Source organism: Novosphingobium sp. SG754 (genome assembly GCF_013149315.1).
Classification (GTDB): Bacteria; Pseudomonadota; Alphaproteobacteria; order Sphingomonadales; family Sphingomonadaceae; genus Novosphingobium; species Novosphingobium capsulatum.
Map to the genome: position 1 here is coordinate 468,184 of NZ_JABGCC010000001.1, position 24,765 is coordinate 492,948.

At 66.5% G+C, this 24,765-nt stretch carries 19 protein-coding genes and 3 tRNA genes; 6 read left to right on the plus strand and 16 right to left on the minus strand.

Annotated elements, in window-relative coordinates; all coding sequences use genetic code 11:
- Positions 1-18: 18 nt before the first annotated feature.
- The 6 genes from FHW97_RS02150 to FHW97_RS02175 all read right to left on the minus strand — a co-directional run bounded on the left by FHW97_RS02150 (position 19) and on the right by FHW97_RS02175 (position 7,355).
- Entirely contained in the window at positions 19-2,727 is a 2,709-nt protein-coding gene (locus FHW97_RS02150) for a TonB-dependent receptor (protein WP_171797869.1), read from the minus strand.
- A 460-nt stretch (positions 2,728-3,187) separates the two neighbouring features.
- Positions 3,188-3,264 (minus strand) — tRNA-Pro (locus FHW97_RS02155).
- Between the two features lie 61 nt (positions 3,265-3,325).
- The gene (locus tag FHW97_RS02160) at positions 3,326-4,135 is read right to left on the minus strand and encodes a GNAT family N-acetyltransferase (RefSeq protein WP_253941525.1); all 810 of its coding nucleotides are present in this window, start codon (positions 4,133-4,135) and stop codon (positions 3,326-3,328) included.
- 138 nt (positions 4,136-4,273) lie between these two features.
- Positions 4,274-4,349 (minus strand) — tRNA-Ile (locus FHW97_RS02165).
- 76 nt (positions 4,350-4,425) lie between these two features.
- Positions 4,426-5,412 carry a polysaccharide deacetylase family protein gene (locus FHW97_RS02170; RefSeq protein ID WP_171798186.1) on the minus strand — a complete coding sequence of 329 codons (987 nt, stop codon included), beginning with the start codon at positions 5,410-5,412 and terminating at the stop codon, positions 4,426-4,428.
- Positions 5,413-5,468: 56 nt separating this feature from the next.
- Positions 5,469-7,355, minus strand: coding sequence for a sensor histidine kinase KdpD (locus FHW97_RS02175; protein WP_171797870.1), 1,887 nt, complete (start codon positions 7,353-7,355; stop codon positions 5,469-5,471).
- A gap of 318 nt (positions 7,356-7,673) precedes the next feature.
- Here FHW97_RS02175 and FHW97_RS02180 point away from each other — a divergent pair, with 318 nt between their 5' ends.
- A complete protein-coding gene (locus tag FHW97_RS02180) occupies positions 7,674-8,141 on the plus strand; it encodes an Lrp/AsnC family transcriptional regulator (RefSeq protein WP_054130649.1) in 468 nt (155 codons plus the stop codon).
- Positions 8,142-8,223: 82 nt separating this feature from the next.
- Here the strand turns inward: FHW97_RS02180 and FHW97_RS02185 are convergent, their stop codons facing one another.
- Positions 8,224-8,526: a chorismate mutase gene (locus FHW97_RS02185; protein ID WP_022677957.1), complete on the minus strand. Its 303-nt coding sequence runs from the start codon at positions 8,524-8,526 to the stop codon at positions 8,224-8,226.
- Between the two features lie 104 nt (positions 8,527-8,630).
- Between FHW97_RS02185 and FHW97_RS02190 the strand changes: the two genes are divergently transcribed.
- Positions 8,631-9,644 (plus strand): polyprenyl synthetase family protein, encoded by a 1,014-nt coding sequence (locus FHW97_RS02190; protein ID WP_022677958.1) that lies wholly within the window; start codon positions 8,631-8,633, stop codon positions 9,642-9,644.
- A 33-nt stretch (positions 9,645-9,677) separates the two neighbouring features.
- On the opposite strand, the gene FHW97_RS02195 is transcribed toward FHW97_RS02190, so the two are convergent.
- Positions 9,678-9,866, minus strand: coding sequence for a hypothetical protein (locus tag FHW97_RS02195; protein WP_107715930.1), 189 nt, complete (start codon positions 9,864-9,866; stop codon positions 9,678-9,680).
- A gap of 147 nt (positions 9,867-10,013) precedes the next feature.
- On the opposite strand from FHW97_RS02195, the gene FHW97_RS02200 reads away from it, so the two are divergent.
- Positions 10,014-10,394, plus strand: a complete 381-nt coding sequence (locus FHW97_RS02200) for a glutaredoxin (protein ID WP_169041985.1) — start codon at positions 10,014-10,016, stop codon at positions 10,392-10,394.
- A 71-nt stretch (positions 10,395-10,465) separates the two neighbouring features.
- Entirely contained in the window at positions 10,466-13,012 is a 2,547-nt protein-coding gene (gene hrpB / locus FHW97_RS02205; protein ID WP_171797871.1) for an ATP-dependent helicase HrpB, read from the plus strand.
- 6 nt (positions 13,013-13,018) lie between these two features.
- On the opposite strand, the gene FHW97_RS02210 is transcribed toward hrpB, so the two are convergent.
- From FHW97_RS02210 to FHW97_RS02230, 5 genes are all read right to left on the minus strand, one after another.
- Positions 13,019-14,770 (minus strand): cation:proton antiporter, encoded by a 1,752-nt coding sequence (locus tag FHW97_RS02210; RefSeq protein ID WP_168351604.1) that lies wholly within the window; start codon positions 14,768-14,770, stop codon positions 13,019-13,021.
- Between the two features lie 94 nt (positions 14,771-14,864).
- Positions 14,865-15,716 (minus strand): helix-turn-helix transcriptional regulator, encoded by an 852-nt coding sequence (locus FHW97_RS02215; RefSeq protein ID WP_171797872.1) that lies wholly within the window; start codon positions 15,714-15,716, stop codon positions 14,865-14,867.
- 95 nt (positions 15,717-15,811) lie between these two features.
- Positions 15,812-15,887 (minus strand) — tRNA-Thr (locus FHW97_RS02220).
- A gap of 27 nt (positions 15,888-15,914) precedes the next feature.
- Positions 15,915-16,781 carry a hypothetical protein gene (locus FHW97_RS02225; protein WP_171797873.1) on the minus strand — a complete coding sequence of 289 codons (867 nt, stop codon included), beginning with the start codon at positions 16,779-16,781 and terminating at the stop codon, positions 15,915-15,917.
- A complete protein-coding gene (locus FHW97_RS02230) occupies positions 16,778-18,118 on the minus strand; it encodes a replication-associated recombination protein A (RefSeq protein WP_171797874.1) in 1,341 nt (446 codons plus the stop codon). The genes FHW97_RS02225 and FHW97_RS02230 overlap by 4 nt, the downstream gene beginning before the upstream one ends.
- Before the next feature lie 112 nt (positions 18,119-18,230).
- Between FHW97_RS02230 and FHW97_RS02235 the strand changes: the two genes are divergently transcribed.
- Together FHW97_RS02235 and FHW97_RS02240 are read left to right on the plus strand one after the other, a co-directional pair.
- Positions 18,231-18,950 (plus strand): PadR family transcriptional regulator, encoded by a 720-nt coding sequence (locus tag FHW97_RS02235; RefSeq protein WP_107715917.1) that lies wholly within the window; start codon positions 18,231-18,233, stop codon positions 18,948-18,950.
- Between the two features lie 126 nt (positions 18,951-19,076).
- Positions 19,077-20,702, plus strand: a complete 1,626-nt coding sequence (locus tag FHW97_RS02240) for a hypothetical protein (RefSeq protein WP_171797875.1) — start codon at positions 19,077-19,079, stop codon at positions 20,700-20,702.
- Positions 20,703-20,716: 14 nt separating this feature from the next.
- On the opposite strand, the gene FHW97_RS02245 is transcribed toward FHW97_RS02240, so the two are convergent.
- From FHW97_RS02245 to typA, 3 genes are all read right to left on the minus strand, one after another.
- Positions 20,717-21,883 (minus strand): glycosyltransferase family 1 protein, encoded by a 1,167-nt coding sequence (locus FHW97_RS02245; protein ID WP_171797876.1) that lies wholly within the window; start codon positions 21,881-21,883, stop codon positions 20,717-20,719.
- A 201-nt stretch (positions 21,884-22,084) separates the two neighbouring features.
- On the minus strand, positions 22,085-22,459 hold the full coding sequence (locus tag FHW97_RS02250; RefSeq protein ID WP_171797877.1) for a hypothetical protein: 375 nt from the start codon (positions 22,457-22,459) through the stop codon (positions 22,085-22,087).
- A 195-nt stretch (positions 22,460-22,654) separates the two neighbouring features.
- Positions 22,655-24,496, minus strand: coding sequence for a translational GTPase TypA (gene typA, locus FHW97_RS02255; protein WP_022677908.1), 1,842 nt, complete (start codon positions 24,494-24,496; stop codon positions 22,655-22,657).
- Between the last annotated feature and the right edge of the window lie 269 nt (positions 24,497-24,765).

Sequence of the window (24,765 nt, forward strand, 5' to 3'; positions counted from 1 at the left end):
GTTGTGGCTTTCAGGGTCTTAGAAGCGCCCGGTCACGCTGGCGGAGAACACGCGGCCATTCTTGTAGACCGACGTGGGCGCCTTGGGATCGGAGCTGTACTGGTAATAGGTTTCGTCCAGCAGGTTGGATGCGGTGGCCGTCACCTGCACGTGATCGTTGATCGCGAACGAGATCTGCGCATCGAGCTGGCGATAGGCGTCGGTATAGTCCTGCGACTGCTGGCGGCCGAAGCGGTAGAAGTACTTCGAGCGACGGTTGTAGCTGACCCGCGCCTGGAACGGCCCGTTTTCATAGTAGGGCGAGATCTGGATCGTGTTGCGCGACAGGAACGGCAGGCCGGTGGACGCCTGCGTGTCTGCATCGGCAAACGTGTAGGCGGCCTGGATGCCGAAGCCCCAGATCAGGTTGGTATTGCCCGAGAGCGAGAAACCGGTGACGGTTGCCTTGCCGCCGTTGACCGGGCGCGAGATCGCATAGGTGCGGGTCTGGCCGGTGATCGGGTTGGTCAGCGTGGTGTCGAGGGTTTCGTTGCCGACGTAGTTGCTGATATCGCGGTAGAACACTTCGCCCGAGAGGAAGCTGGACGGGGCGAAGTACCACTCGGCCGAAAGACCGAAGTTGGTCGCGAGGTAGGGCTTGAGGTCGGGGTTGCCGCCGCCGCCGCTCAGCGTGCTGTCATCGAGCGAGAGATAGCCGGCAAGGTCGGAGTAGCGCGGACGCGCCATGACCTTGGCGACCGCACCGCGCAGCACCACGCTCTGCCCGGCATCGTAGATCACGTTGAGGGCAGGCAGGAAGCGGTTGTCGGTCTTGTTGTACTGCACCAGGTTCACGGTCGAGCCGCTTTGGGCGTAGAAGTTGGATTCCACGCTGGTGCTGACGAAACGGCCACCGATGTTGCCGCGCAGCTTGCCGCTTTCGAAGTTGGCCTGGATATAGGCTGCCTTGATGCGCTCGTTGACCAGCCAGTAATCGCCCTTGGACAGGCCGCGATCGTCGGTGAAGTTGCCATACTTCTTGAGCGTGGCGATGATCCCGTCCTTGTCCATGCCGACATAGGGCGCACCGTTGCCCGAAGTGCCCAGGCCATTGTAAAGGCCCGAGTTCAGCACGTTGTAGTCAAGATCAGCCAGCGTGAAATTCTGGTTGGTGAAGATCGCGTTGCTGTAGGTGGTGTTGCTGTTCTGGTGCGAACTGTAGCGGCCACCGAACAGCAGCTTGTTGAACGGGCCGACGTTGATGTCGCGCACGAAGTTGGCTTCGCCGTACCATTCCTTGTCGACCGTGAAGCCTGACTGGGTGGGAATGCCGCCGATCTGCCGGCCGAAGAACTTGCGGCCATCGGTGGCCGTGACGTTTTCGCCGCCCAGCGCGGTGTAGTTGCTGAGCCACTTGGTGGGATCGGTGGCCGGGCGGTCCCAGTTGACGATCGTGTTGCGGCCATTGGCGCCCGAGGTGAAGCCCTGCTGGGTGCGGAAATCGAGCAGGTATTCGGGATCCTTGCCGCCCGAGGCGCGGGTGTAGCCGACATTGCCGGTGATCGCCCAGCCTTCCGGCTTCCAGTCATAGGCCAGCGAGTAGGTGTCGTTTTTGATGCGGGTGCGGCGATAGAGCGTATCGAGCTGGCCGGTGGCGCCGGTCTGGCCAGCCGGAATGCCCGAGAACGTCGCTTCGGTGACCAGGCCGTTGCCATACTTGGCCGAAACCAGGCGCGAGCCTTCATACCCGTAGGTATACATCGAATTCGACACGTTGTCGTAGTTGCCGCGAATGACCAGGCCCGTGGCGGTCAGCACGAGGTTGTCGGCCGGCTTGAGCTGGATCGCGCCGTTGAAGCCCAGGCGTTCGCGATCCTGCTTGAAGAATTCGCGCGCCAGGAACGAGGCAAAGCGGGCGTCGGAGAAATCGGCGCGTTCGGTGGCCGACAGGGCCGAGATCGGCTTGCCGTTGACCGTGGCGGTGGCGGGCGCGTTATCGAGCAGGGCCTGACCGGTACGATACCAGTACACGGCCACGCCGGCGCGGCTGAGCTGCTCCTTGTCGTAGTTCACCGCTGCCAGGATGCCGATGGTTTCATCGGCGTTCTTCCAGCTGTACAGGCCGCCGCCGCGGAAGCTGCCGCGCTTGGCGCGGTCGTTGTATTCATAGCCGCCGTTGAAGCGGATGGTGTTGGCAGCCAGATCGAGTGGCTTGCGCGTGACGACATCGACGGTGGCGCCGATGGCGCCTTCCTGGAGGCGGGCTTCGGGGGTCTTGTACACCACGGCCTGGCTGATGATGGCAGGCGAAAGCAGCGAGTAGTTGAAGCTGCGGCTCGAACGGTCGGACGGGTTGCCGCCCCAGTCGGCCGAGGCGACCGAGTGGCCGTCGATCGTCAGGCGGTTGAGCGCGGGCTCCACGCCGGCGATGGACAGCTGCTCGCCTTCGCCAAACTGACGGTCGACGGTGATGCCCGGCAGGCGCGACAGCGATTCCGCCACGTTGCTATCCGGGAACTTGCCAACGTCTTCGGCGCTGATCACGTCGACGATCGAGTTGGCGTTGCGCTTGATCTCGATGGCGTTGCGCAAGCTGGCGCGGATGCCGGTGACAACGATGCCCGAACCATCGCCCGAACTGCTGGAAGCGGTTTCGCCCGGTCCTTCCGCAGCGGTCTGCGCCTGCGCCGCAATCGGCATCGCGACCATCGCGGTTGTGGCGATCAAAAGGAAGCGCCGCACGTTCATTCCCATTCCCCCAGTTTTTCAGCGCACCGCGCTGATCCCTCGCCGAAGCCCGGTTCGGCCACGTAACTTTTCCCGTCTGGGGATGAGGCCCATTTTGTTACCAAACCCCCATTTGGTTATGCATATGTTATATGTCACACTTCGAGAATCCAGGAAAAAATTGGAAATGTCTTCAATATGTTTCATATTCTCTCTATGAGAATGAAATTTATATATAAAAATTGTTGCCCAAAATGACGGACGGCGCTGTCATTCCGGCGGGTGAAACGCGCAAACGCCGATGGCACCGCGAATCAGCGCGGGGCGGCGCTGGCGGTGTGAATAAGAACCAGTTGTTGATTGGTACTGTTTTGCGCGGCGTGGCGTGGCGCGATGGCGCCGGTGCGCCTCACGCAAGAATGCTCGCCGCTACCGCCCCTGGCGTGGGGCGGTATGGCTTGGCGATGTCAGATGATGGAAATGGTCGGGGAGACAGGATTCGAACCTGCGACCCTCTGCTCCCAAAGCAGATGCGCTACCAGGCTGCGCTACTCCCCGACACGAGCATGCCCTTAGGTTTGCAGGGCGTTGCGTGCAAGCGCGAAGTTGCAGCCGGGGATTATGCTGCCACGCTGAAGCGGGTGGCGTAGCGCTGGCTGATCTGTTCCACCGGCAGGACGACGCAGACATCGACGGTGTTGAACGCGTGATCGATGAACGCGCCATCGCCAAAGCGCGCGCCGCAACGCAGATAGCCCTTGATCAGCGGGGGCAGCGCCAGCATCGCGCGGCGTTCGTCATAGCTGCCGCGCGGCAGGCGTTCGAGCGGCACGGCGCAGCGGGCATTGGGCCGCACCTGCGGGCGCTGTTCTGCCGGGGCCAGGCAGGTGTGGGCCAGCAACGAGAGCGCGGCGGCATGGGCATCGGGATCGATGCCGGAAAACGAGGCGCAGCCGAACATCAGGCCGATGTCATGGGCGGCGATATAGTCGGCAATGCCGCGCCACAGCAGGGAAATCGTGGCGCTGGTGCGGAATGCGGGCAGCACGCAGGACCGGCCCAGTTCCAGCAGTTCGCCGCCGACACGGCCTTCACCAGCCATCAACGGGCCAAGATCGAATTCGCCGGCGCTGTAAAACCCGTCCGCCGCCCGCGCCACGCTTTCGCGCAGCAGGCGATAGGTGCCGACGACCTGGCCATCGGGCACAGTGGTGCCGGGCTGGTCTTCATCGATCACCAGCAGATGATCGCACAGCGCATCATAGGGATCAGCGTCAAGCTGGCTGAGCAAGCCGTGGGCCTGGGCGCCCATTTCATCGAAAAAGACCTGCCAGCGCAGCTTCTGCACTGCCACGAGATCGGCGCCGTCGCGCGCCAACCGCACGGCCAGACGCCGCTGCCGCTTGTCCATTCCGATCACTTCGCCCATCGAACGCGCCCTCCGTTCGGAACGCGATAGCGCACGGGCATGACGCCGGTTTTGCAGAATGATGATGATCGTGGGTCATTTGTGGCACGCGTGTCGCGCGCCTGTCGCAAATGCAGCGCCGCCATGCTCGCGGGGTGGTGGTAGGCCCGGCAGGATTTGAACCCGCGACCTAGCCGTTATGAGCGGCCAGCTCTAACCACTGAGCTACGGGCCCCCGTTGCGCCCCATGCCGTTAAAGCGCTGCCGCGCACTTGGCAAGAAAGCGTATGCGGCGCAGCGCGATGGCGGTTTCAGATCAGGGCGGCCTGCATGATGTCAGACACACTGGCAGGCTTGATGCCACAGCAGGCCAGATGGGTGAACACCACGCGCCACCAGTCATAGAGCTGGTCAAGCTGGCGGGCATCGCGCACATAAGGCGTGTGCCCAGGGCGCAGCGACGGGCTGTGGAACGAAAACACCAGGATCGGCAGGCCATCGGCCAGCGTCAGGTCGATGCAGCGGATGGCCTCGGCCGCAGTGACGCCTTCGGGCGTGAACGGCACGCGGTTCATCAAGCCGGCGCGCGCCATCGCCCCGCGCAGGCGCGGCACGCGCCACAGGCGGGGAAACAGCCATGGCCCCTGGCGCCGCAACACCCCGGAAAACACCGTGGTCAGCGGCAATTCCATCAGCCCGCCCTGGCGATCGACCCACCAGGGATGCAGCGGCAGCGCGGTGAAATCGGGGCCGCCCTGGCTGGAATAATCGAAATGGCTGCGTACCGAGGTATCGATCGCGATGCCCGATTCGGCCAGGATCTGCGCCGTGGCCGCCCCCACGCCATAGCGCCCGGCGCGATAGATGCGGGGCGCTTGGCCAAACGCGGCCGAGATCGTGTCGCGCAGCTTGACCAGCTTGGCGCGTTCCAGTGCCGGTGGCAGATTGCCGGCAAAGCTGTTGAATACGTTCAGCTGTTCCTGGTGCGGCGGATTGACCCAGGGATGCAGCTGTACCCCGATTTCGGCGCGGCCATGGCGAACGGCATCGCCCAGCGCCATGCCCACAGCCGGATCGCTGGCGATGGGATAGTCGATCAGATAGATCGGGGCGACACCGAACCCCTCGCAGAATTGCTGGAACTTGGCGAGGCGCGGCACATGGCTCAGGCCGTGGCCGGTACGCTCGAACGGCTTGGCCCAGTCGAATTCCTCTTCGGTGTCGACGGTGACGACGAAACGCTGCCCGAATTCAGGGGCAAAGTGCACGCGGGCATCGGGCGGGGGCGAGCGGGTGATCCGCGCCGGTGCGCCCTGGCGCTCGCCTTCGCCCCCAAGCCGCGATGGCACCGTGGTCAGCCCGCCTGCGCCGGGGTGGCGCTATCGCCGCCGACAAGATCGTGCGGCGAGACAGCAGCGGGCAACTGTGCGAGCAGCCGCGCACCTTCGCGGCGCAAGCCACCGCCCATGGCCCGCAATTCCGCTGCCGCCAGGCGCAGGGCAAAGCCATTGCCCATCATGCCGCCAGGGCCCAGGCCGCCGGCCTGTTGGCCACCGCCCTGGCTGCGGGCGCCATCGGCGGCAAACAGCGTGGCATCGTCGCGCATGGCGAGCGTTGCCGGCAATGGCAGGTCGAGGCGCACGGCTGTGGGCGCGCTATCGCCGGGAACGGGCGCGGCGAACGTGATGGCCAGGCGCTCCCCCGGCGCCGCCGTGCTGGCGATTACCGCGAGCAGGCGCCACATCGCATGTTCGAGCTCGGCCGCGGGGGCTGCAACCCGTACCGGTTCTGCCGGGGGCTGCCAGCGCAGGCGCACTTCACGTGGGCCGATCACCGGATCGAGCTGGGCCAACTGCCGGCTGACCAGCGCGGCCAGATCGATGCCGCTGTCGGGCGCGGGCATCTCGGCAGCGCCGGTTTCCAGCCGGGCCAGCCGTTCCAGATCTTCAAACCCGGCCAGCATGCGGGCGGCATCGGCCGCGATGCTGGCGGCCAGGCTGCGGTATTGGTGCGGCGTGGCGCCAAATACCTGCTGCTGGATCATTTCGGCAAAGCCCTGGATCGCATTGATCGGGGTGCGCAACTCGTGCAGCGTCTGGCGCAGGCGATCGGCGCCCTGGGCCACCGGCGCCTCAGCAGCAGCCGGGGCGCTGGCCAGGCTTGCGGCCGGGCGGCGCAGGCAGGCGCGATAGCCGGCAAAGGCGCCGCCAGCGCGGGTGAACACCGGCACGGCATCGCATTGCCAGGCGCCCGCCACGGCCGGCGCACCATCGAGCATGAGCAGCCCGGCGGTGATCGGCAGCCGCGCGGCAAAGGCGCGGGTGCTGCGCGCATCGAGCCGCGCGGGCGCATGCGGCTGCGCGGTGAAGGGGCGATGGCCGACCAGCATCGGCGCCCAATCGGCATCGGCGGCAACCACCGTGCCGAGCGCATCGATCGCGATGGCGATGCTTTCCGGGCGCAGTGCGGTGGCCGGTGGCTCGTCGGCAAAAGGCAGGCGCGGGTGCGGATCAGCCGCAGTGGCCAGGGCAGGAGCGCCGGGGCTGGCGGCACCGGTGGGGCGCGCCTCACGGTCGCGGCGGAACGCCTCGATCCGCCGCACGATCGCGCCGATGCCCTCGCTCGCGCTGGCAGAAAGCAACGGGGCGGGCGATTCGGGCAGAACGGCCTCTATCGGCTCTGCTGGCGGCGCCTGCGCCACGATCGGATCGACCTTAGCCATCTGATCAACCGGCGCGGACAGCGCAAAGTCATCAATACCCAGCCGCGCGAGCAAGGCATCGACCGCAGGGCTCAGGTCGCGGCGGTGGCGCAGGAAGCCGCGCGCGTGGATCGGCAGGCGCGGCACGAGCGCGAGCCAGTCTGCCTCGGCAAGCCGGGCGGCGCGGATCGCGGCCAGCGCCAGGCGCGGCGCCTGCGCGGCAAAATGGCTGACCAGGCGGGGATGGCCGAGCGGCGTGCCGGCGAGCAGTGCGGGGGCGCCCTCATGGCCGCCGGGCGCCGTGGCGATTTCGTGGAACAGCGCATCGAGCCGGGCAAGGGCGGCATCGTGCGGCGCGGCCCAGGCATCGGGCGCCACGCGGCCCAGCAGATCGGCAAGCTGCCGGAACTGCACCCGCATGCCTGCCGGCCCGGCGGCGCGGGTGCGCAGCACGGTTTCCAGCCGATCGTCCACCACCAGGGCGGCGCCAGCCGTTGCGGCATGCGCAGGCGTCAGGGAAGGATCAAGATCGGCAGGCATCGCTCTGGCGCCAAGGCATCCTGTTGTGCGGTCTTCTGCCATGGGGCAATGCCTGGCGAGAGGCAAGCCGGTTACGGACCGTTTCGGAACTCATCCTTGTGCCTTTATCGGTCAGGTTTTTAAGAAAGTGTGGCGAACCCGCCCGCCATGCGGTGAATGGTGATCCGTTCATCGTGGAGCGGGTTTTTCCACACTATGCACCGGCTTTGGTGATGGTGCGTTGCATTGCAGGACAATTGCGATATGAGCTAATAATATTAGCTTCACTGCCAGCGGTGACGCACAATCTTGCGGGTCGAGCGGCTAAAGAACACGAACATGGCGACATTGGACGGAATTGACAGGCGGCTGCTGGCCGAGCTTCAGGATGAGGGCCGCGTAACCAACGTGGAACTGGCCCAGCGCGTGGGCCTTACGGCGCCGCCCTGCCTGCGCCGCGTGCGCGCGCTGGAAGAGGCCGGCGTCATCCGCGGCTATCATGCCGATCTCGATCCGGCCAAGCTGGGTTTCGCGATCACGGTCTTTGCCCTCGTCAGCCTGAAAAGCCAGGCCGAGGAATCGCTGCGCCAGTTCGAAGAGCATATGCGCACGCTGCCCGAAGTGCGCGAATGCCACATGCTCAATGGCGAGATCGACTTCATCCTCAAGATCGTCAGCCGCGATCTGCAAAGCTTCCAGGAATTCCTGACCAGCAAGCTGACGCCCGCGCCCAACGTGGCCAGCGTCAAGACCTCGCTTACCATTCGCACCGCCAAGCAGGTGCCGGGCGTTCCATTCACCGAGTGAAGCGGGCCTAGCCTCCCCATCCTCTTTAGAGGAGGGGAGAATGGTGGCGGGCGCCCTTTAGGGCAGGGAACCGCCGCGCGGGTTACTGCGCGGCCTTGGCCTGCTTGTGGTGGCGGATCACTTCCTCGATCACGAAGCGCAGGAATTTTTCGGAAAATTCCGGATCGAGCCGGGCATCCTCGGCCAGCTTGCGCAGGCGCGCGATCTGGCGCTCCTCGCGGCCAGGATCGCTGGCGGGCAAGGCTTTTTCGGCCTTGTAGGCACCCACGGCCTGGGTGATGCGAAAGCGTTCGGCCAGGATGTGGATCATCGCGGCATCGATGTTGTCGATGCTCTGGCGATAGCCGGCCAGAACCGGATCGGTGCCTTCGGCGGATGCGCTCATGTGCTTTCGGGCCTTTGTCAGTGGGGTATGCAAAAGTGTCGCTCTGCCGCTACCGTGCAACTTGCGACTTGCCAAGCCGTGCACCACGCGCCAAGCGGGCAGCAATGACTGCTACCCTCCATACGCTCCCCCGCAAGGCCGAACCCTCGCTGGCGCCGCTGATGGCGCTGGTGGCCGACGGCATGAACAGCGTCAACGCCGTGATTCTCGATCGCATGCAATCGCGTATCCCGTTGATCCCGGCGCTGGCCGGCCATCTCATCGCCGGCGGTGGCAAGCGCATGCGCCCCATGCTCACGCTCGCCGGGGCGGCGCTGCTGGGTTATGGCGGCAGCCGCCATTTTAAGCTGGCCGCAGCGGTGGAGTTCATCCACACTGCCACCCTGCTGCACGACGACGTGGTTGATGGATCGGACATGCGGCGCGGCAAGAAGGCCGCCAACATCATCTATGGCAATCCGGCCACCGTGCTGGTGGGCGATTTCCTGTTCTCGCGCAGCTTTGAACTGATGGTCGAGGATGGCTCGATCAAGGTGCTGCGCATCCTGTCGGGCGCATCGGCCGTGATTGCCGAGGGCGAGGTCGACCAGCTGGTGGCGCAGCGCCAGGTGGAAACCAGCGAAGAACGCTATCTCTCGATCATCAACGCCAAGACCGCCGCCCTGTTCGCCGCTGCCTGCCGCATTGCCGCCGTGGTGGCTGAGCGGGACGAGGCAGACGAACTGGCGCTCGACGCCTATGGCCGCAACCTGGGCATTGCGTTCCAGCTGGCGGACGACGCGATCGACTATGATTCCGACGCTTCGGAAATGGGCAAGGACCAGGGCGACGATTTCCGCGAGGGCAAGATGACGCTGCCGGTGATCCTGGCCTATGCGCGCGGCAACGAGGAAGAGCGCGGGTTCTGGCGCGATGCCATCGCCGGCAATCGCAACAGCGACGCTGATCTGGCCCATGCCATCACCTTGATTCGCAAGCATGATGCGGTGAATGCCACGCGCGAGCGGGCGCGCCATTATGCCCAGCGCGCGATCGATGCCATTGCCGGCTTCCCCGCCAGCGCGGCCAAGGCGGCGATGGGCGAAGCGGCCGAATTTGCGGTGGCGCGGCGGTATTGATCAGGGCGTGACGAAGCCTGGTGCTGCGCCGCTTCAGCGGAATACGTGCACCAGCCCTTCGATCACCGAAGATCCGGCCAGCGGGCCGATCAGCATCATCACCAGGTTGATCGCCACCAGCACCACCACGATGCGCTGCCGGCGCGGGGTGAGCCTGGGCGCCGGTTCGGGCTGGCGATTGGGTGGGGCTGGCGGCCACGGATCTTTCAGGTCAAGAAACATGGGTCCTCTCGGGGCAGGCCGTGCCGCGATCGGGCACCGTTGCCCATTGTGGTATCATGGTTCTGACCGCGTCGCATCGGTCCTCATGGGAAGTTTGGCCCGATTCGGCGCTACTGGCTTGTTTCCCAACGCATAAAGGCATGGCTCATGACTGCGACCCCGTTCCGTCCCGTCCTCTATCTCAAGCGTTCGTGCCCGTTCTGCCTCAAGGCGGTCGCCTTCCTGGCCGAGGCCGGGCAGCTCGACAGCGTGGACCTGCGGGCCTTCTGGCCCGGTGACGAGGACGAAGCGCCGATCCGTGCGGCTCTGGCGCCGCATCTCGACAAGGTGACCTTTCCCACGCTGGAAGTGGAGCCGGGCCGCTTCATCGCCGATTCCGATGCCATCGTCGCGCTCTATGCGCAAAAGGCCGGGCTCGATCCCGCGACAGCGCCGTTCTACCAATATGTCATGGCCGGGCCGTTCCGCCGCCTGCGCGAGGCTTTTGCCGAGCAGCAGGAACTGGAAAAGCTGCGCGCGCAAGGGTGATGTAGCGGGGCCTTGGTGGCACGCTGTGCCGGCCCTCGCCAAGGCCGGGCCAAGGCGATAAGGGCAGGCGGGTGACCGATCTGCCCATCCACGCCGTCTTGCCCGAACTGCTCGCTGCCCTGGCCGCCGGCCCCAATGCCGTGCTCATCGCGCCGCCGGGCGCGGGCAAGACGACCACGGTGGCCACGGCCTTGCTGGGCGAGGCGTGGTGTACCGGCACGGTGATCCTGTTGTCGCCCCGCCGCGTGGCGGCGCGCGCTGCGGCCGAGCGCATGGCCGACCTGCTGGGCGAGGCGCCGGGCGAGACGGTCGGCTATCTCACCCGGCTCGACAGCAAGCGATCGGCACGCACCCGCGTGCTGGTGATGACCGAGGCGATCTTTGTCGCCACGATCCTGGCCGATCCCGAACTGACCGGCGTTTCGGCCGTGCTGTTTGACGAAGCGCACGAACGGCATCTCGATTCCGACCTTGGCCTGGCGCTCGCGCTGGAAGCGCAAGGCGTGCTGCGCGAGGATCTGCGCGTGGTGGTGATGTCGGCCACGCTCGACGGCACGCGCTTTGCCGGGCTGATGGGCGCGGATGCGAACTGCCAGGCGGCGGTGATCGAAAGCGCCGGCAAGGCCCATCCCTTGCGCATTCGCTGGCTGGGCAGCAGTCCGCAGTTACGCACCGAGCAGGCCGTGGCCAATGCCATTGCCCTGGCCTGGGGCGAAGAGACAGGCGACATTCTGGCGTTCCTGCCCGGCGTGCGCGACATCGATCGCACGGCCGAAATCCTCGCGCAGCGTCTGCCCCACGCGCTGGTGCTGCCGCTGCACGGGCAGGTCGATCCGGCAGGTCAGCGTGCCGCGATCCGCCGCGATCGCGAGGGCCGGCGCCGGATCGTGCTGGCGACGGCGATTGCCGAAACCTCGTTGACGCTTGATGGCGTGGCAGTGGTGGTCGATGCGGGACTTTCGCGCCGGGCAGAGTTTGACAAGGTGGCAGGGGTGACCCGCCTGGTCACCACCCGCGCCAGCCAGGCCGCCGCCGCGCAGCGCGCCGGGCGTGCCGCGCGCCAGGGCCCGGGCGTGGCCTATCGCCTGTGGGAAGAAGCCGCCCACGCCGGGCGTGCGCCGTTCGATCCGCCCGAAATCCTCAATGCCGATCTGGCCCCCCTGGCGCTGACTCTGGCGCAATGGGGCGCGGGCGATCCGGCGGCGATGGCCTGGATCGATCCGCCGCCGGCTGCGGCGATGGCCGCCGCGCAGGCCAGCCTCGCCGCCTTGGGCGCGCTGGATGGGGAAGGGCGCATCACTGCCCACGGCCGCGCCATGGCCAGCCTGCCGATGGAGCCGGCGCTGGCGCACATGCTGCTGTTTGCCGCCCGCCATGGCGCGGCGCAGGATGCGGCACGGCTGGCGCTGCTTTTGCAGGAACGCGGCCTTGGCGGCAGCGGCGATGATCTCGCCCGCCGGTTCGATCGCTGGCAGGGCGATCGCGGGGCGCGGGCCGATGCTTCGCGCAAGCTGGCCGCGCGCTGGGCCAATATGGCGGAACGGGCGGCGCGGGGGGGCTTCGACAAGCGCAGCCCGAACGGGGGGGAGGGCATGTCCCAAGGTTCCGTTCGCCCTGAGCCCGTCGAAGGGCGCCAGCGCAACGCCGCAAGGCCGCCGCTAGCGGTGCTGCTCGCCGAAGGCTTTCCCGATCGCATCGCCCGCGCGCGCGGCGCCAGCGGAGAGGAATGGCTTTCGGCCGGTGGGCGCGGCTATCGCCTTGATCCCGCCTCTCCGCTGGCCACCGCGCGCTGGCTGGTGATCGGCGATGCGCAGGGAGAGGCCAAGGGCGCCCGCATCATGAGCGCGCTGGCGCTTGACGAGGACGACGTCACCACCTGGCTGGCCCACCGCATGGACCAGCGCCACACCCTGACATGGAACGCCGGCGAGGGCCGGGTGGAAGCCCGGCTGGAGCGGCGGCTGGGCGCGATCGTGCTGGCGCGCGTGCCCGATCCGTCGCCACAGCCGGCAGCGGTTACGGCGCTGCTGCTTGATGTGGTGCGACGCGAAGGGCTGGCGGCGCTGCCGCTGGGCGCTGCGGCGCAAGCGCTGCTGACCCGCGCCCGCTATGCCGGGCTGGCCGCGCTCGACGAAGCGACCCTGCTCGCCGATCTGGAGGAATGGCTGGCCCCCTTGCTGGCCGGGCGGCGCGATCTGGCCATCGCGGCAGGCAAGCTGCACGAGGCGCTGGAAAACCGGCTGGACTGGAACGAGCGGCAGACGCTCGATCGGCTGGCGCCGCCGCACTATCGCTCGCCCGCCGGGTCCGGCCATGCCATCGACTATGCCCACGAAGGCGGTCCGGCGGTGGAACTGCGGGTGCAGGCACTGTTCGGCCTCGATCGCCATCCTACCATCGGCCAGCCGCCGCGCCCGCTGCTGCTCTCGCTGACCTCACCGGCCGGGCGGCCGATCCAGACCACGGCCGATCTGCCCGCGTTCTGGCGCGGATCGTGGCGCGATGTGGTCAAGGACATGAAGGGGCGCTATCCGCGCCATCGCTGGCCCGAACAACCGTGGACCGAAGATCCCAGCCTCAAGACCCGCAACGCGTTCGAGGCGACGCGCAAGGGCTGAGCAAAATCAGCTTTCCTGCGCCTGTGGCTCGGTAATGATCCGTTCGCGTGCGGCGCGCAGGTCGCCGCCTTCGATCTGGATCTTGAGCCGCTCCTTGTCGCGCGCGCGGTACATGTCTTCGGCGCGGGTGATGATTTCCTCGCTCACTCCGGTTTCGGCCAAGGCCAGGCGCGCCATCTTCACCGCCGATTCCATCACTTCGCGGATCACCCACTTGGCCGGGGAGCCGCGCAGCCGCACCACCGCGCGCCGATCGAACGCGCGCACGAAGAGCGCCGCCTGGGGAAAGGCCTGCTGCACAGCTTCCAGCGCGGCAGCGTCCATCTGGTCGCCATCCATGCAGAACAGGATCAGCGCGGCCTCGTCCGCGCCGGCCTGGCGCAGCAGGTCGAGCCGGGTGCCATCACCGAAATAGACCTTGGCCCCGAAATTGCTGGCGACGTCGATCATTTCCACGTCGGTATCGATCAGCGTAACCGTCAGGCCGCTGGCGTTGAGCATCTGCGCCACGGTCTGGCCAAAGCGGCCATAGCCCACGATCAGCGCATTCGCCGCGTCGCCGGTGGGCCCTTGGCGTTCGCCCTTCACCGCGCGCGGATCGTTGCGCAGCGGCTTGGTCAGCGCCATCAGGAACGGCGTGGTGGCCATCGACAGGGTCACGATCGCGCCAAACAGGCTGGCCGCCTCGGGCGCGATCAACTGCGCGTGCTGCGCCTGGGCAAACAGCACAAAGCCGAATTCGCCGCCCTGGCTCAGCAGCAGGCCCAGCGCCAGCGCGCCGCGCCACGGCATGCGGAAGGCAAGGCCGATGCCCATGATCACCACTGCCTTCACCGCCACCAGCGACAGCGCCATGGCGATCACGAACAGCGGTCGCTCGGCAATGGCATGAAGATCGAGCATCATGCCCACGGCCAGGAAGAACAGGCCGAGCAGGATGGAGCGGAACGGCTCGACATCGGCTTCCAGTTCGTGGCGATAGGGGCTGTCGGCCAGCATGACCCCGGCGATGAACGCGCCGAGCGCGGTCGACAGGCCCAGCGCTTCCATCACTGCGGCCGAGGCCATGACCGTGAACAGCGCGGCCACCACGAACATCTCGCGCTCGCCCAGGTTGCCGATCAGGCGGAACAGCGGCCGTATCAGATAGCGCCCGGCCAGGATCAGCCCGGCGATCGCCAGCACGGTATAAAGCCCCAGTTGCCAGCCCGGCGGGCCATTGGCATCGGCCGGATTGCGGCTGAGCGCAGAGATCAGCGTGATCATGGGAATGATCGAGAGATCCTGGAACAGCAGGATGGCAAAGGTCCGCTCGCCAAACGGCGTGCGCAGCCGACCCGAGGCCTGGAGCATCGGCAAGACCTGCGCGGTGGACGAGAGCGCCAGCGGCAGGCCCAGCGCGATGGCGGCCGTCAGGCTGAAATCGGTGCCGAAGTTGATTACTGCCGTGATCGCCGCGCCGCACAGCACCACCTGCAACAGCCCCAGGCCGAGGATATCGCGCTTCATCCGCCACAGCCGCGACGGGTTCAGCTCCAGCCCGACCAGGAACAGCAGCAGCGTGATGCCGAGTTCGGCAATGCCCAGCTTCTGCTCGGCCTCGCCCACCAGGCCCAGCACCTGCGGCCCGACCACGGCACCCGCCAGCAGGTAGCCCAGCGTGGCCCCCAGGCCCAGCCGGCGGAACACCAGCACGAAGACCATGGCAAAGCCAAGCAGCAGAAAACCATCGTGAAGCATCGAGGGGGGCTGGTTCATGCCTCTTGCCTCGCCTTCCCGGCCGCCCGCGTCAACCCATCGTGGGCCAGCCGCGGCAACAAGGCGGCCGGGAACGGCGGCGCGTTGCGGGCGATCACTCCACGCGGTGGAAGGTGGTGGTTTCGAGGCCGGGCATGGCATTGCCGGGCCAGATGATCGTTTCAGTCATCGATCGCTGGTCTTTGGCGACCGCATAGACGCGCGTAGAAACCGGGGCGCCGTTCTTGCCCAGGGTCATCACCAGCGTGTTGGGCGCAGGCTGGCGCAGCGATACCGTGTCGATGAAATCCATCGTTCCCGTCACCGGCGCGGGCACGCCATCAAGCGCCGCGGTCGATTCCGCCTTGTGGGCGGTGCCATCAGGACCGATCATGTCGACCATGGTTGTCCAGCGGCCGTCGGCGGCCTTGGCGAAGGCAATGGTGACCTTCTGCGGCCGCTCCTCGGCGGGAATCCGCGTCACATCGAGCGACCAGCGGCCGAGCAGCGGCATAGTCTGGGCAGGGGGGGCCTTGGCCGCCGTCGCCTGCGCCGTTGGAGCGGGCAGGACGGCCCCGGTGCGGGGCGGCAGCACCTGTCCGGTGGAAACCAGCAGGCCTGCGGCGGCAAGCGAAAGTGCGGTAAGCATGGCAAGCAATCCTTTCGACCATCGGCGCCCGACGATGCGGGGCGCCGCTGCCGTATCGGGCGCCTTGCCCGGGCCGGTAAGCTCAGGATTTCTGTCCCAACTTTTTTGGGCCGCCAGCATCCGCGCCAATTCGCGGCTGCTGCCCACCCCGGTCTTGCGCCGCGCATCGCGCAGCCGCTCGTTGATCGAGGCTTCCGACCGGCCCAGTTGCAGCGCGATGGATTTGACCGTGTGCCCCGCCGTCAACAGGCGCAGGACCTCGCGTTCCTTGTCGTTCAGTGCCGCAAGCGAGACGGGTGCAGGTTCCGGGGCTGCCATGCCCCTTGCTCACCATAGGTGCCCCACAGCGTCCATCCCAAATTTCTTGGGTGACGATGGCATGCGTGACGCGGTGGATGTGGTGGGCGCAAAAATGGTGCCGGCTAGAGGAATCGAACCCCTGACCCCCTGGTTACAAAGCAGGTGCTCTACCAACTGAGCTAAGCCGGCATTGGTGCGTGGGTTTCGCGCATAGCCTCAACTGGCCCCGAACGTCCAGCCCTCGGTGCGGGCAATTTCAGGGGTGAGGGCGGCGGGGTGCCACAGGGCGGGCGTGTGCGCCACGGTGCGCAGCCACGCGGCGGTGATCAGGGCGTCGCTCTGGTGATCGTCGATCGCGCCGGCGTGGCCAAAGGGGGCACTGCCCAGCGTGGCGAGGGCGTGGTCGAGGCTGGCGCCGTCGCGGATCTTGGAACGGCTGGCAGGGCGGCCGGCTGCCATGGCGGCGATGGTGGTATAGATTTCGCAGACCACGCTGCCCTGCGGGGGCAGGGGATCGATCGGCCAGACCGCGATCTGTCCACCCAGGCGGTGCAGCACGCGCATGCCCGAGAGGCTGGACTTGCCCACTTGCGCTGCGCCGACCAGGTTGAAATTGCTGTATGGCTTGCAGCCCATCGCCTCTTGCGCGCGCTCGGTCACGCGCAGGCGGCCACGTCCGACCGGAAAGCGATCGCCGCAGCGGCCGCCGTGGCGGCGGAAATGGCGCGAAGGCTCGGTGGCATCGACGAAGCCGTTGACGCCCAGATGCGGCTCGTCCGCGCACAGCGTATCGACCATGGCCCACAGCGCGCGCGCGTCAGCCGGGCTCGCGTCCCAGCCGGGAAAGAACGCGCCGCAATCGGCAAAGGGCAGCGACTGGCCCAGGTCCATGCCCACCATGCTATCCGACGGCAGGTGGTGCAGCAGCCAGTCGAGCACCTCTTGCCGCGACCAGCGGTGGCCGGGGCGCACCAGCCCGGGGGCCGTGTCACCGATTGTGCAGTGGGCGAGAGCGATGCCCTTGTGGCGCTCTCCCGCCGCGCCTGACCAGTCGATCGCCACGAAATGGGCAAAGCGGCTCATTCGTCCTCGATCGGCGCGTCGCCCCGCCGCTCGCGCCGCTTGCGGTCCCACCAGTCCAGCCGCTTGACGATCTCGCGCTCGAACCCGCGCTCGACCGGGCGATAGAATGCCTGGGCAGCCATCTCTTCGGGCCAATAGTCGGCGCCGGAGAAGCCATCGGCGGCATCATGGTCATAGGCATAGCCCTTGCCATAGCCGATGTCCTTCATCAGCTTGGTCGGAGCGTTGAGGATATGCGCCGGCGGGCTGAGCGATCCGGTGTCGCGCGCGGCTTTCCATGCCGCCTTCATCGCGCCGTAGGCGGCGTTGGATTTGGGCGCGGTGGCGCAATAGAGGCAGGCCTGGACGATCGCCAGTTCCCCCTCGGGCGAGCCGAGGAAGGTATAGGCATCCTTGGCGGCCAGGCACTGAGTGAGCGCCTGAGGGTCGGCCAGGCCAATGTCTTCGCTGGCAAAGCGCACCAGGCGGCGCAGCACGTACATCGGGTCTTCGCCCGCGACCAGCATGCGCGCCATCCAATAGAGCGCTGCCTGCGGATCGGACCCGCGCAACGATTTGTGCAGGGCGGAAATGAGATTGTAGTGCCCATCGCGGTCCTTGTCGTACACCGCCATGCGCCGCATCAGGAAGGCAGACAGGCCTTCGGGATCGAGCGGCGCGGGCAGATCGACATCGAGCAGCGTTTCGACCTGGTTGAGCAGGAAGCGCCCATCGCCATCGGCCGAGGCGACCAGCGCCTCGCGCGCGGGGGGTGTCAGCGGCAGGGCCAGGCCGGTTTCCTCTTCCGCGCGGCGCAGCAGCTCTTCCAGCGCGGCGGCGTCGAGGCGGTGCAGGATCAGCACTTGTGCACGGCTGAGCAGCGCGGCGTTGAGCGCAAAGCTGGGGTTTTCGGTAGTCGCACCGACCAGGGTGATCGTGCCGTTTTCCACCACCGGCAGGAAGCCATCCTGCTGGGCGCGGTTGAAGCGGTGGATCTCGTCCACGAACAGCAGCGTGCGCCGCCCGGCCAGCGCCATGGCTTCGGCCTCGGCAAACAGCTTCTTCAGATCGGCCACGCCCGAAAAGATCGCGCTGATCGCGATGAAGCGCATGCCCACGGCATCGGCCAGCAGGCGCGCGATCGAGGTCTTGCCGGTGCCCGGTGGCCCCCACAGGATCATCGACGAGAGCTTGCCGGCGGCGACCATGCGGCCGATCGCCCCTTCCGCGCCGGTGAGGTGGCCCTGGCCGATCACCTGGTCAAGCGCACGCGGGCGCAGCCTGTCGGCCAGCGGGCCGTGGTCAAGCGGCTGGGATCGCGGGGTTTCCTGGGGTGGCGGGGCAAACAGATCGGCCATGCGGCACCGAGATAGGGCCTGCGCGCGAAAATTTCTCGAAAAATTTTAGCCAGGGTCTTGCGTAGATGCTATTAAGATATATCTTAGCTGCATCGTGATGAAAGGAATAACGATGCGATTTGATAGTGAACGCCCCGCACGGGGCAAGTTCGGTGGCTGGCGCGGAAGCGCTGGCGAAGGCCATGGTGGCCACTGCGGCGGCGGCCGGTTCGCCGAGCGCATGGTGCGCAAGTTTGCCGGCCGTTTTGACGATGAAGGTGGTCCTTTCGGTGGAGGCCCCTTTGATGGTGGTCCCTTCGGCGGCGGCCCGTTTGGTGGCGGCCGGGGCGGCCGCGGCGGCGGTGGGCCGTTCGGCCGTGGCCGGGGTGGCCGTGGGCGCATGTTCGCCGCGGGCGAATTGCGCCTCTTGCTGCTGAGCCTGGTCGCCGAGCAGGACCGCCACGGCTATGAACTGATCAAGGCCGTGGAAGACCTGACCGGCGGGCAATATGCCCCGAGCCCGGGCGTGGTCTATCCCACCCTGGCCTTGCTGGTGGACGAAGGCCTGATTGCCGAGGCAGCGGGCGAAGGCACGCGCAAGGCGTTTACCGCGACCGACGCGGGCCGCGCCGAACTGGCCGGCAAGACCGAGGAACTCAAGGTCATCGTCGATCGGCTGACCAGCCTGGCGCAAGCCGGCGCCCGCGAAGCCAGCCCGCCGGTGCGCCGCGCCTTTGCCAACCTGGCCCTGGCCTTGCGCCAGCGCGTGGCGGGCGGTTCGTTCGACAACGACACGGCGCTCGCGGTAGCCGACATTCTGGACGAGGCCGCGCGCAAGATCGAGCGGCTGTGATGACACCACGCCGGAGTGGCCAACAGGCCGCTCCGGCGCCTTGGTGGGGGACACGATTGGAATTGCCAGACAGTTTGCGTCGCTTTAAGTCCGGGGCAGACTTGAAAGTACGTGATCCTGCCAGTGATGCCTGTAACCGATGAACCCATTGCCCGGTTGCACGCGGCCGAGATCGCGGCGTTTCCTTCCAATGAACTGATCACCACGCAATGGCTCCAGGCCAAGTGGCTCTGGCTGGTCGCGATGCTGCTGGCCGCATTGCCGCTGGCCCTGCCGCCCGTGGTGCCGCTGACCGACCTGGCGGGCCATCTCGGGCACTATGCGGTGCAGGTCGATCACGGTCGCTCGGCCGACCTCAGCCGATGGTACAGCTTTCACTGGAACCTTATCCCCAATCTTGGGGTCGATCTCGTCATGGAAGTGCTGGCGCCGTGGCTGGGCCTTGAGCCCGCCTTGCGGGCGGTGGCCGTCGCCATTCCGGTGTTGCAGGTTCTGGGGATTTTCTGCCTGGCGCGCAGCCTGCATGGCAGGATCACGCCGCTCGTGCTGTTTGCGCTGCCTTTGGCCTATAGCTATCCATTGCAGTTCGGCTTCCTCAACTTTGCCTTGGGCCAGGCGCTTGCAACCCTTGCCCTGGCGCTGTGGATTGCCATGGGGCGGCGCGGCTGGATTGCGGCGCGCTGGGCGCTATTCATCCCGGTTTCCGCATTGCTGTGGACGTGCCACTTGGTGGCCTGGGTTCTGCTGTGTGTGTTTGCCGGCATGGATGAATTTGCCCGGCGCTGGCAGCCCGATGCATCGCGCAAGGGCAGGGGGCGCGTGCTGTGCCGGGCTGGCTGGGATGCCGGGCTGGCGGCCAGTTGCCTGGCTGCGCCGCTGATCTTGCGGATCGTCTGGCCGCTGCCACCCAGCGGACATGGGCCGACCGAGGATTTCTTCAACCCCGCGCTAAAGCTCACGTACCCGTTGATGCCGCTGCGCGATCGCTGGCTCGTGTGGGACGTGGCGGGCGCCGTGTTGCTGTTGGGGCTGGTGTGGTGGGGGCTGCGCCGCACAGGGGTGGACCGCGCCAGGCGTGTGGGCACCATGGGTTTGTGGTGGGGGTGCGCGGTTCTGGCCCTGGCCTATGTCCTGCTGCCCGCCACGTTGATCGGTGCCAGCCTGGTCGACATGCGGCTTGTACCCATCATGCTGATGGTGGCGCTGGTTGCGGCTTCGCCACGCTACCCGGATTCCGGCTGGCTGCGCTGGGCAAGTCTGGCATGGCTGGGGGTGGGATTTGCCGTTGCGCGCCTGCTGGGCAATGTCCTTAGTCTATGGCTGGCCGGGCAAACCATGGCGTCAGACCTGGTGGCGCTTGATGCGGTGCCGCGCGGCAGCCGCGTTGCGTCGCTGGTGCTCGAAAGCTGCAATGTATCGATCCTGCCATGGCAGCGAGAGCGGCGCACGCATCTGGGTGGCTATGCCATCGCGCGGCGCCATGCCTTTTCCAACGAGCAATGGATGGTGCCCGGCGGCCATCTGCTCCAGGTAAAGGCGCCATTGGCTGGGGCATTTGCCACCGACGATTCCGAATTCGCCAAACCCGATGACTGCGCCAAGCCCAACACGATCAGCCAGCGCCTGGCGCAGCTGCCGCGCGTGGCGTTCGATTACATCTGGATCATCGATACGGCTGCCGTGCGTCCGGTGGCCGGCGCGGTGCCGGTGCGGCGCACGCCCGGCAGCGTGCTTTATCGCATCGTGCGCTGAACGCACGCCGCTGACTATTTGCGCGTGCGCTTCTGCCGCACCAGGCGAACATAGGTATCGGCCACAGCCTGGTTGATGCGGTCCCAGCTGAATTCCTGGGCGCGCAGTTCACCTGCCGCGCCATGCTGCGCACGCAGCTGCGGGTTTTCCACGTAGGCGCGCAGCGCTTCGGCAAACTGATGCACCGCGCCCGGCGTGATCAGGCGGCCGGAGACATGATCGTCGACCAGGCTCTGGCTGCCGGTGGCGGCAGACGCCACCACGGGCAGGGCGCAGGCCATCGCCTCGAGCGTGACATTGCCGAACGTCTCGGTGACGGAAGGGAAAAACAACACGTCCATGCTGGCCACGCCCCGGCCCAGATCCGCGCCAGACAGGAAGCCGGCGAATACCGCGTCGGGCAGGCGGGTTTCCAGCCATTCGCGCGCCGGACCTTCGCCGATCACCAGCACGCGGAACTTGGCGCCGCGTCGCTTCAATTCGTCGATCGCGTCGGAAAAGACGTCGAGCCCCTTTTCCATCACCAGGCGGCTGAAAATGCCGATCACCACATCGTCATCGGCCAGGCCCAGCGATCGGCGCCATTCCATGCTGCGCCTCTCGGGCGTGAAGATGTCGCGATCGACCCCGCGTGACCAGATGCCGATGTCATAGTTCATGCGCTGCTCGCGCAGCACCTGGGCCATGGATTCCGACGGGGCAACCAGCGCGTCGCAGCGGCGATAGAACCGGCGCAGCATGGCCTCGATCACCGGTTCCAGCCAGGCCATGTTGTAATAGCGGAAATAGGTTTCGAACCGGGTGTGCACCGAGGCCAGCACCGGCAGGCTGCGCCGGCGCGCCCAGGTGACCACGCGGTGGGCGGCAACATCGGGCGACGAGACATGGACGACATGCGGATCGAACGCCGCCAGATCGCGCCGCACCCGGCCCGACAGCGCGATCGGCACGCGATATTCGCCGCGGCCTGGCACGGCCAGGGCAGGAATGCCGATCAGCGTGCCGGTGGGCTCGAACGCCGGATTTTCCACCTTGGGCGAATAGACCCGCACTTGTGCACCCTGGCGCATAAGATGCCCGACCAGGCGATTGAGTGCCTGGTTGGCGCCATCGCGGACATAGTTGTAGTTGCCGCTGAACAGCGCGATGCGCAGCCCGTCGAGCCGGCCAGTGGCCGTCATAGTACGAAGATCAAGTGCCTGAGGATCAGGTGTGGTCTGGTTCACGGGGTGGGAACTCGTCATGGCGGCGCCATAGCGGGCGCGGGGCGGGATGGCGAGAGGCCGGTGGCGACAAATGCCAAGGCGCCAAATGGCAACGCGCCCGCCGGACTGGTCCGACGGGCGCGCCTGTCAGGGTTTCACGCTATGCTGGCGGCGGGTTTACCAGCCGCGATGCCAGCGCGGATAACCGCCATAACCGTAATAGGCCGGGCCGCTGCGATAGACTTCGCGATAGACATAGGTCCGCGGGGGCGGCGGCGGCGGGGCATAATAGCCGCCATAATAGGCCGGGCCTTCATAGTAATAGCTCGGCGGCGGGGGCGGCGGGGCATAGCCTTCTTCCACCACATGGCCGCGGTGCGGATGGTCCGACGCGATCGCAGCACCCACGGCCAGGCCCAGGATACCGGCGCCAATCGCCAGACCGGCGCCACCGCCACCACGATGCCAGCCATGGGCCTCTGCCGGGGCGGCAGTGGCCATCACGGTGGCGCCCAGGGCGCCGGCCAGCAGAACCTTGCTCAAAAGCTTCATGGCTCGTCTCCAACCCGCTGCCTTGTCCAAAAGAGCCTGATGCTCGCAGCGGGGTTCGTTGCAGCAACCTTATGCAACACGCGCTGAACCGGCGATGAAACCTTTGTTCAGGCAATGACAGACATGAAAAAAGGCGCCCCGTTGCCGGAGCGCCCCTTTTCGCTGATCAAGCCTGGCCCGCAAAGGGCCGCAAAATCAGGCGTTTTCCTTCTTGCGGCTGGCCTTCTTGCGCTCGTTGGGATCAAGGATCGCCTTGCGCAGACGCACCGTCTGGGGGGTCACTTCGACCATTTCATCGTCGTCGATATAAGCGATGGCCTGCTCCAGCGTCATGATGCGCGGGGGGGTGAGGCGAATCGCGTCGTCCTTGCCGGTCGAACGGAAGTTCGTCAGCTGCTTGGACTTCATCGGGTTGACTTCGAGATCGTCGGGCTTGGCGTTTTCGCCGATGATCATGCCTTCATAGACCTTGTCCTGCGGGCGCACGAACAGCACGCCGCGGTCTTCCAGGCTGTTGAGGGCATAGGCCACCGCTTCGCCGGTCGCGTTCGAGATCAGCACGCCGTTCTGGCGGCCTTCGATCGCGCCCTTGTGCGGGCCATACTTTTCGAACAGGCGGTTCATGATCCCGGTGCCGCGCGTGTCGGACAGGAATTCGCCGTGGTAGCCGATCAGGCCGCGCGACGGAGCCGAGAAAGTGATGCGCGTCTTGCCGGCGCCCGAGGGACGCATGTCGGTCAGCTCGGCCTTGCGGCGCTGCATCTTTTCGACGACCGTGCCCGAGAATTCGTCGTCCACGTCGATCAGCACGGTTTCATACGGCTCGGTTCGGCCGTTCTCGTCGGTGCCGAACAGCACGCGCGGGCGGCTGATGCCCAGTTCAAAGCCTTCGCGACGCATCGTTTCGATCAGCACGCCCAGCTGCAGTTCGCCGCGGCCGGCCACTTCGAAGCTGTCCTTGTCGGCGCTTTCGGTGACGCGGATGGCCACGTTGGTTTCCGCTTCGCGCATCAGGCGGTCGCGGATCATGCGGCTCGTCACCTTGTCGCCTTCGCGGCCGGCAAACGGGCTGTCGTTCACCGAAAAGCGCATCGCCAGCGTCGGCGGGTCGATCGGTTGGGCGGCAATCGGGGTCGAGACCGAAGGATCGGCCACGGTGTTGGCCACGGTCGCCTTTTCGAGGCCGGCGAGCGCGATGATGTCACCGGCGCGGGCTTCTTCCACCGGCACGCGTTCCAGGCCGCGGAACGACAGGATCTTCGAAGCGCGGCCCACTTCCAGCACCTTGCCATCGCGATCGATCGCGTGGATCGGCTGGTTGAGCTTGATGGTGCCCGACTGCACGCGGCCGGTCAGCACGCGGCCCATGAAGTTGTCACGATCGAGCAGGGTGGCGAGGAAGCTGAACGGACCATCGACGTCGAGCGACGGGGCCGGCACGTGGCTGACGATCTTTTCGAACAGCGGCAGCAGGTTGCCTTCGCGCACGGTTTCGTCGTTGCCGGCATAGCCGTTGCGGCCCGAAGCGTAGAGCACGGGGAATTCAAGCTGCTCGTCGTTGGCATCGAGGCTGACGAACAGGTCGAACACTTCGTCGAGCACTTCCTGCGGGCGGCCATCGGGACGGTCGATTTTGTTGACCACCACGATCGGCTTGAGGCCCAGCGCCAGCGCCTTGCCGGTGACGAACTTGGTCTGCGGCATCGCGCCTTCCGAGCTGTCGACCAGCAGGATCACGCCATCGACCATCGAGAGGATGCGTTCCACTTCGCCGCCGAAGTCGGCGTGGCCCGGGGTGTCGACGATATTGATTCGCGTCGTCTCGTTGGTGGCCGGATTGGTCCATTCCACCGAGGTGCACTTGGCCAGAATGGTGATCCCACGTTCCTTTTCCAGGTCGTTGGAATCCATCGCGCGTTCTTCCACGCGCTGGTTGTCGCGGAAGGTGCCGGATTGGCGGAACAGCTGGTCAACCAGCGTGGTCTTGCCGTGGTCGACGTGGGCGATGATCGCAATATTGCGCAAGGGCAGTGACATGAAAGGCTTTCTTCGACAGACCGTAACGTGCGGCCGGGATACTGGAGCTTGCAGCAGGCGCTGTGTCGGGAACATCCCGTCATCTCGGTTCTGGCCGCACTTGGGCGCGCGCTTACTCGTTATTGTGCGTTGCCACAAGGGCGAGCGGCAAAAGAGCCTGCCGCGATGATGTGGCGCAGGCGCAACAGTACCGCCAAAACGCCGCCAAATCCGGCCGAAATGCCCGGAAATGACACGGATTGCGGTTTATGGCCGAATGTAACCGCGCT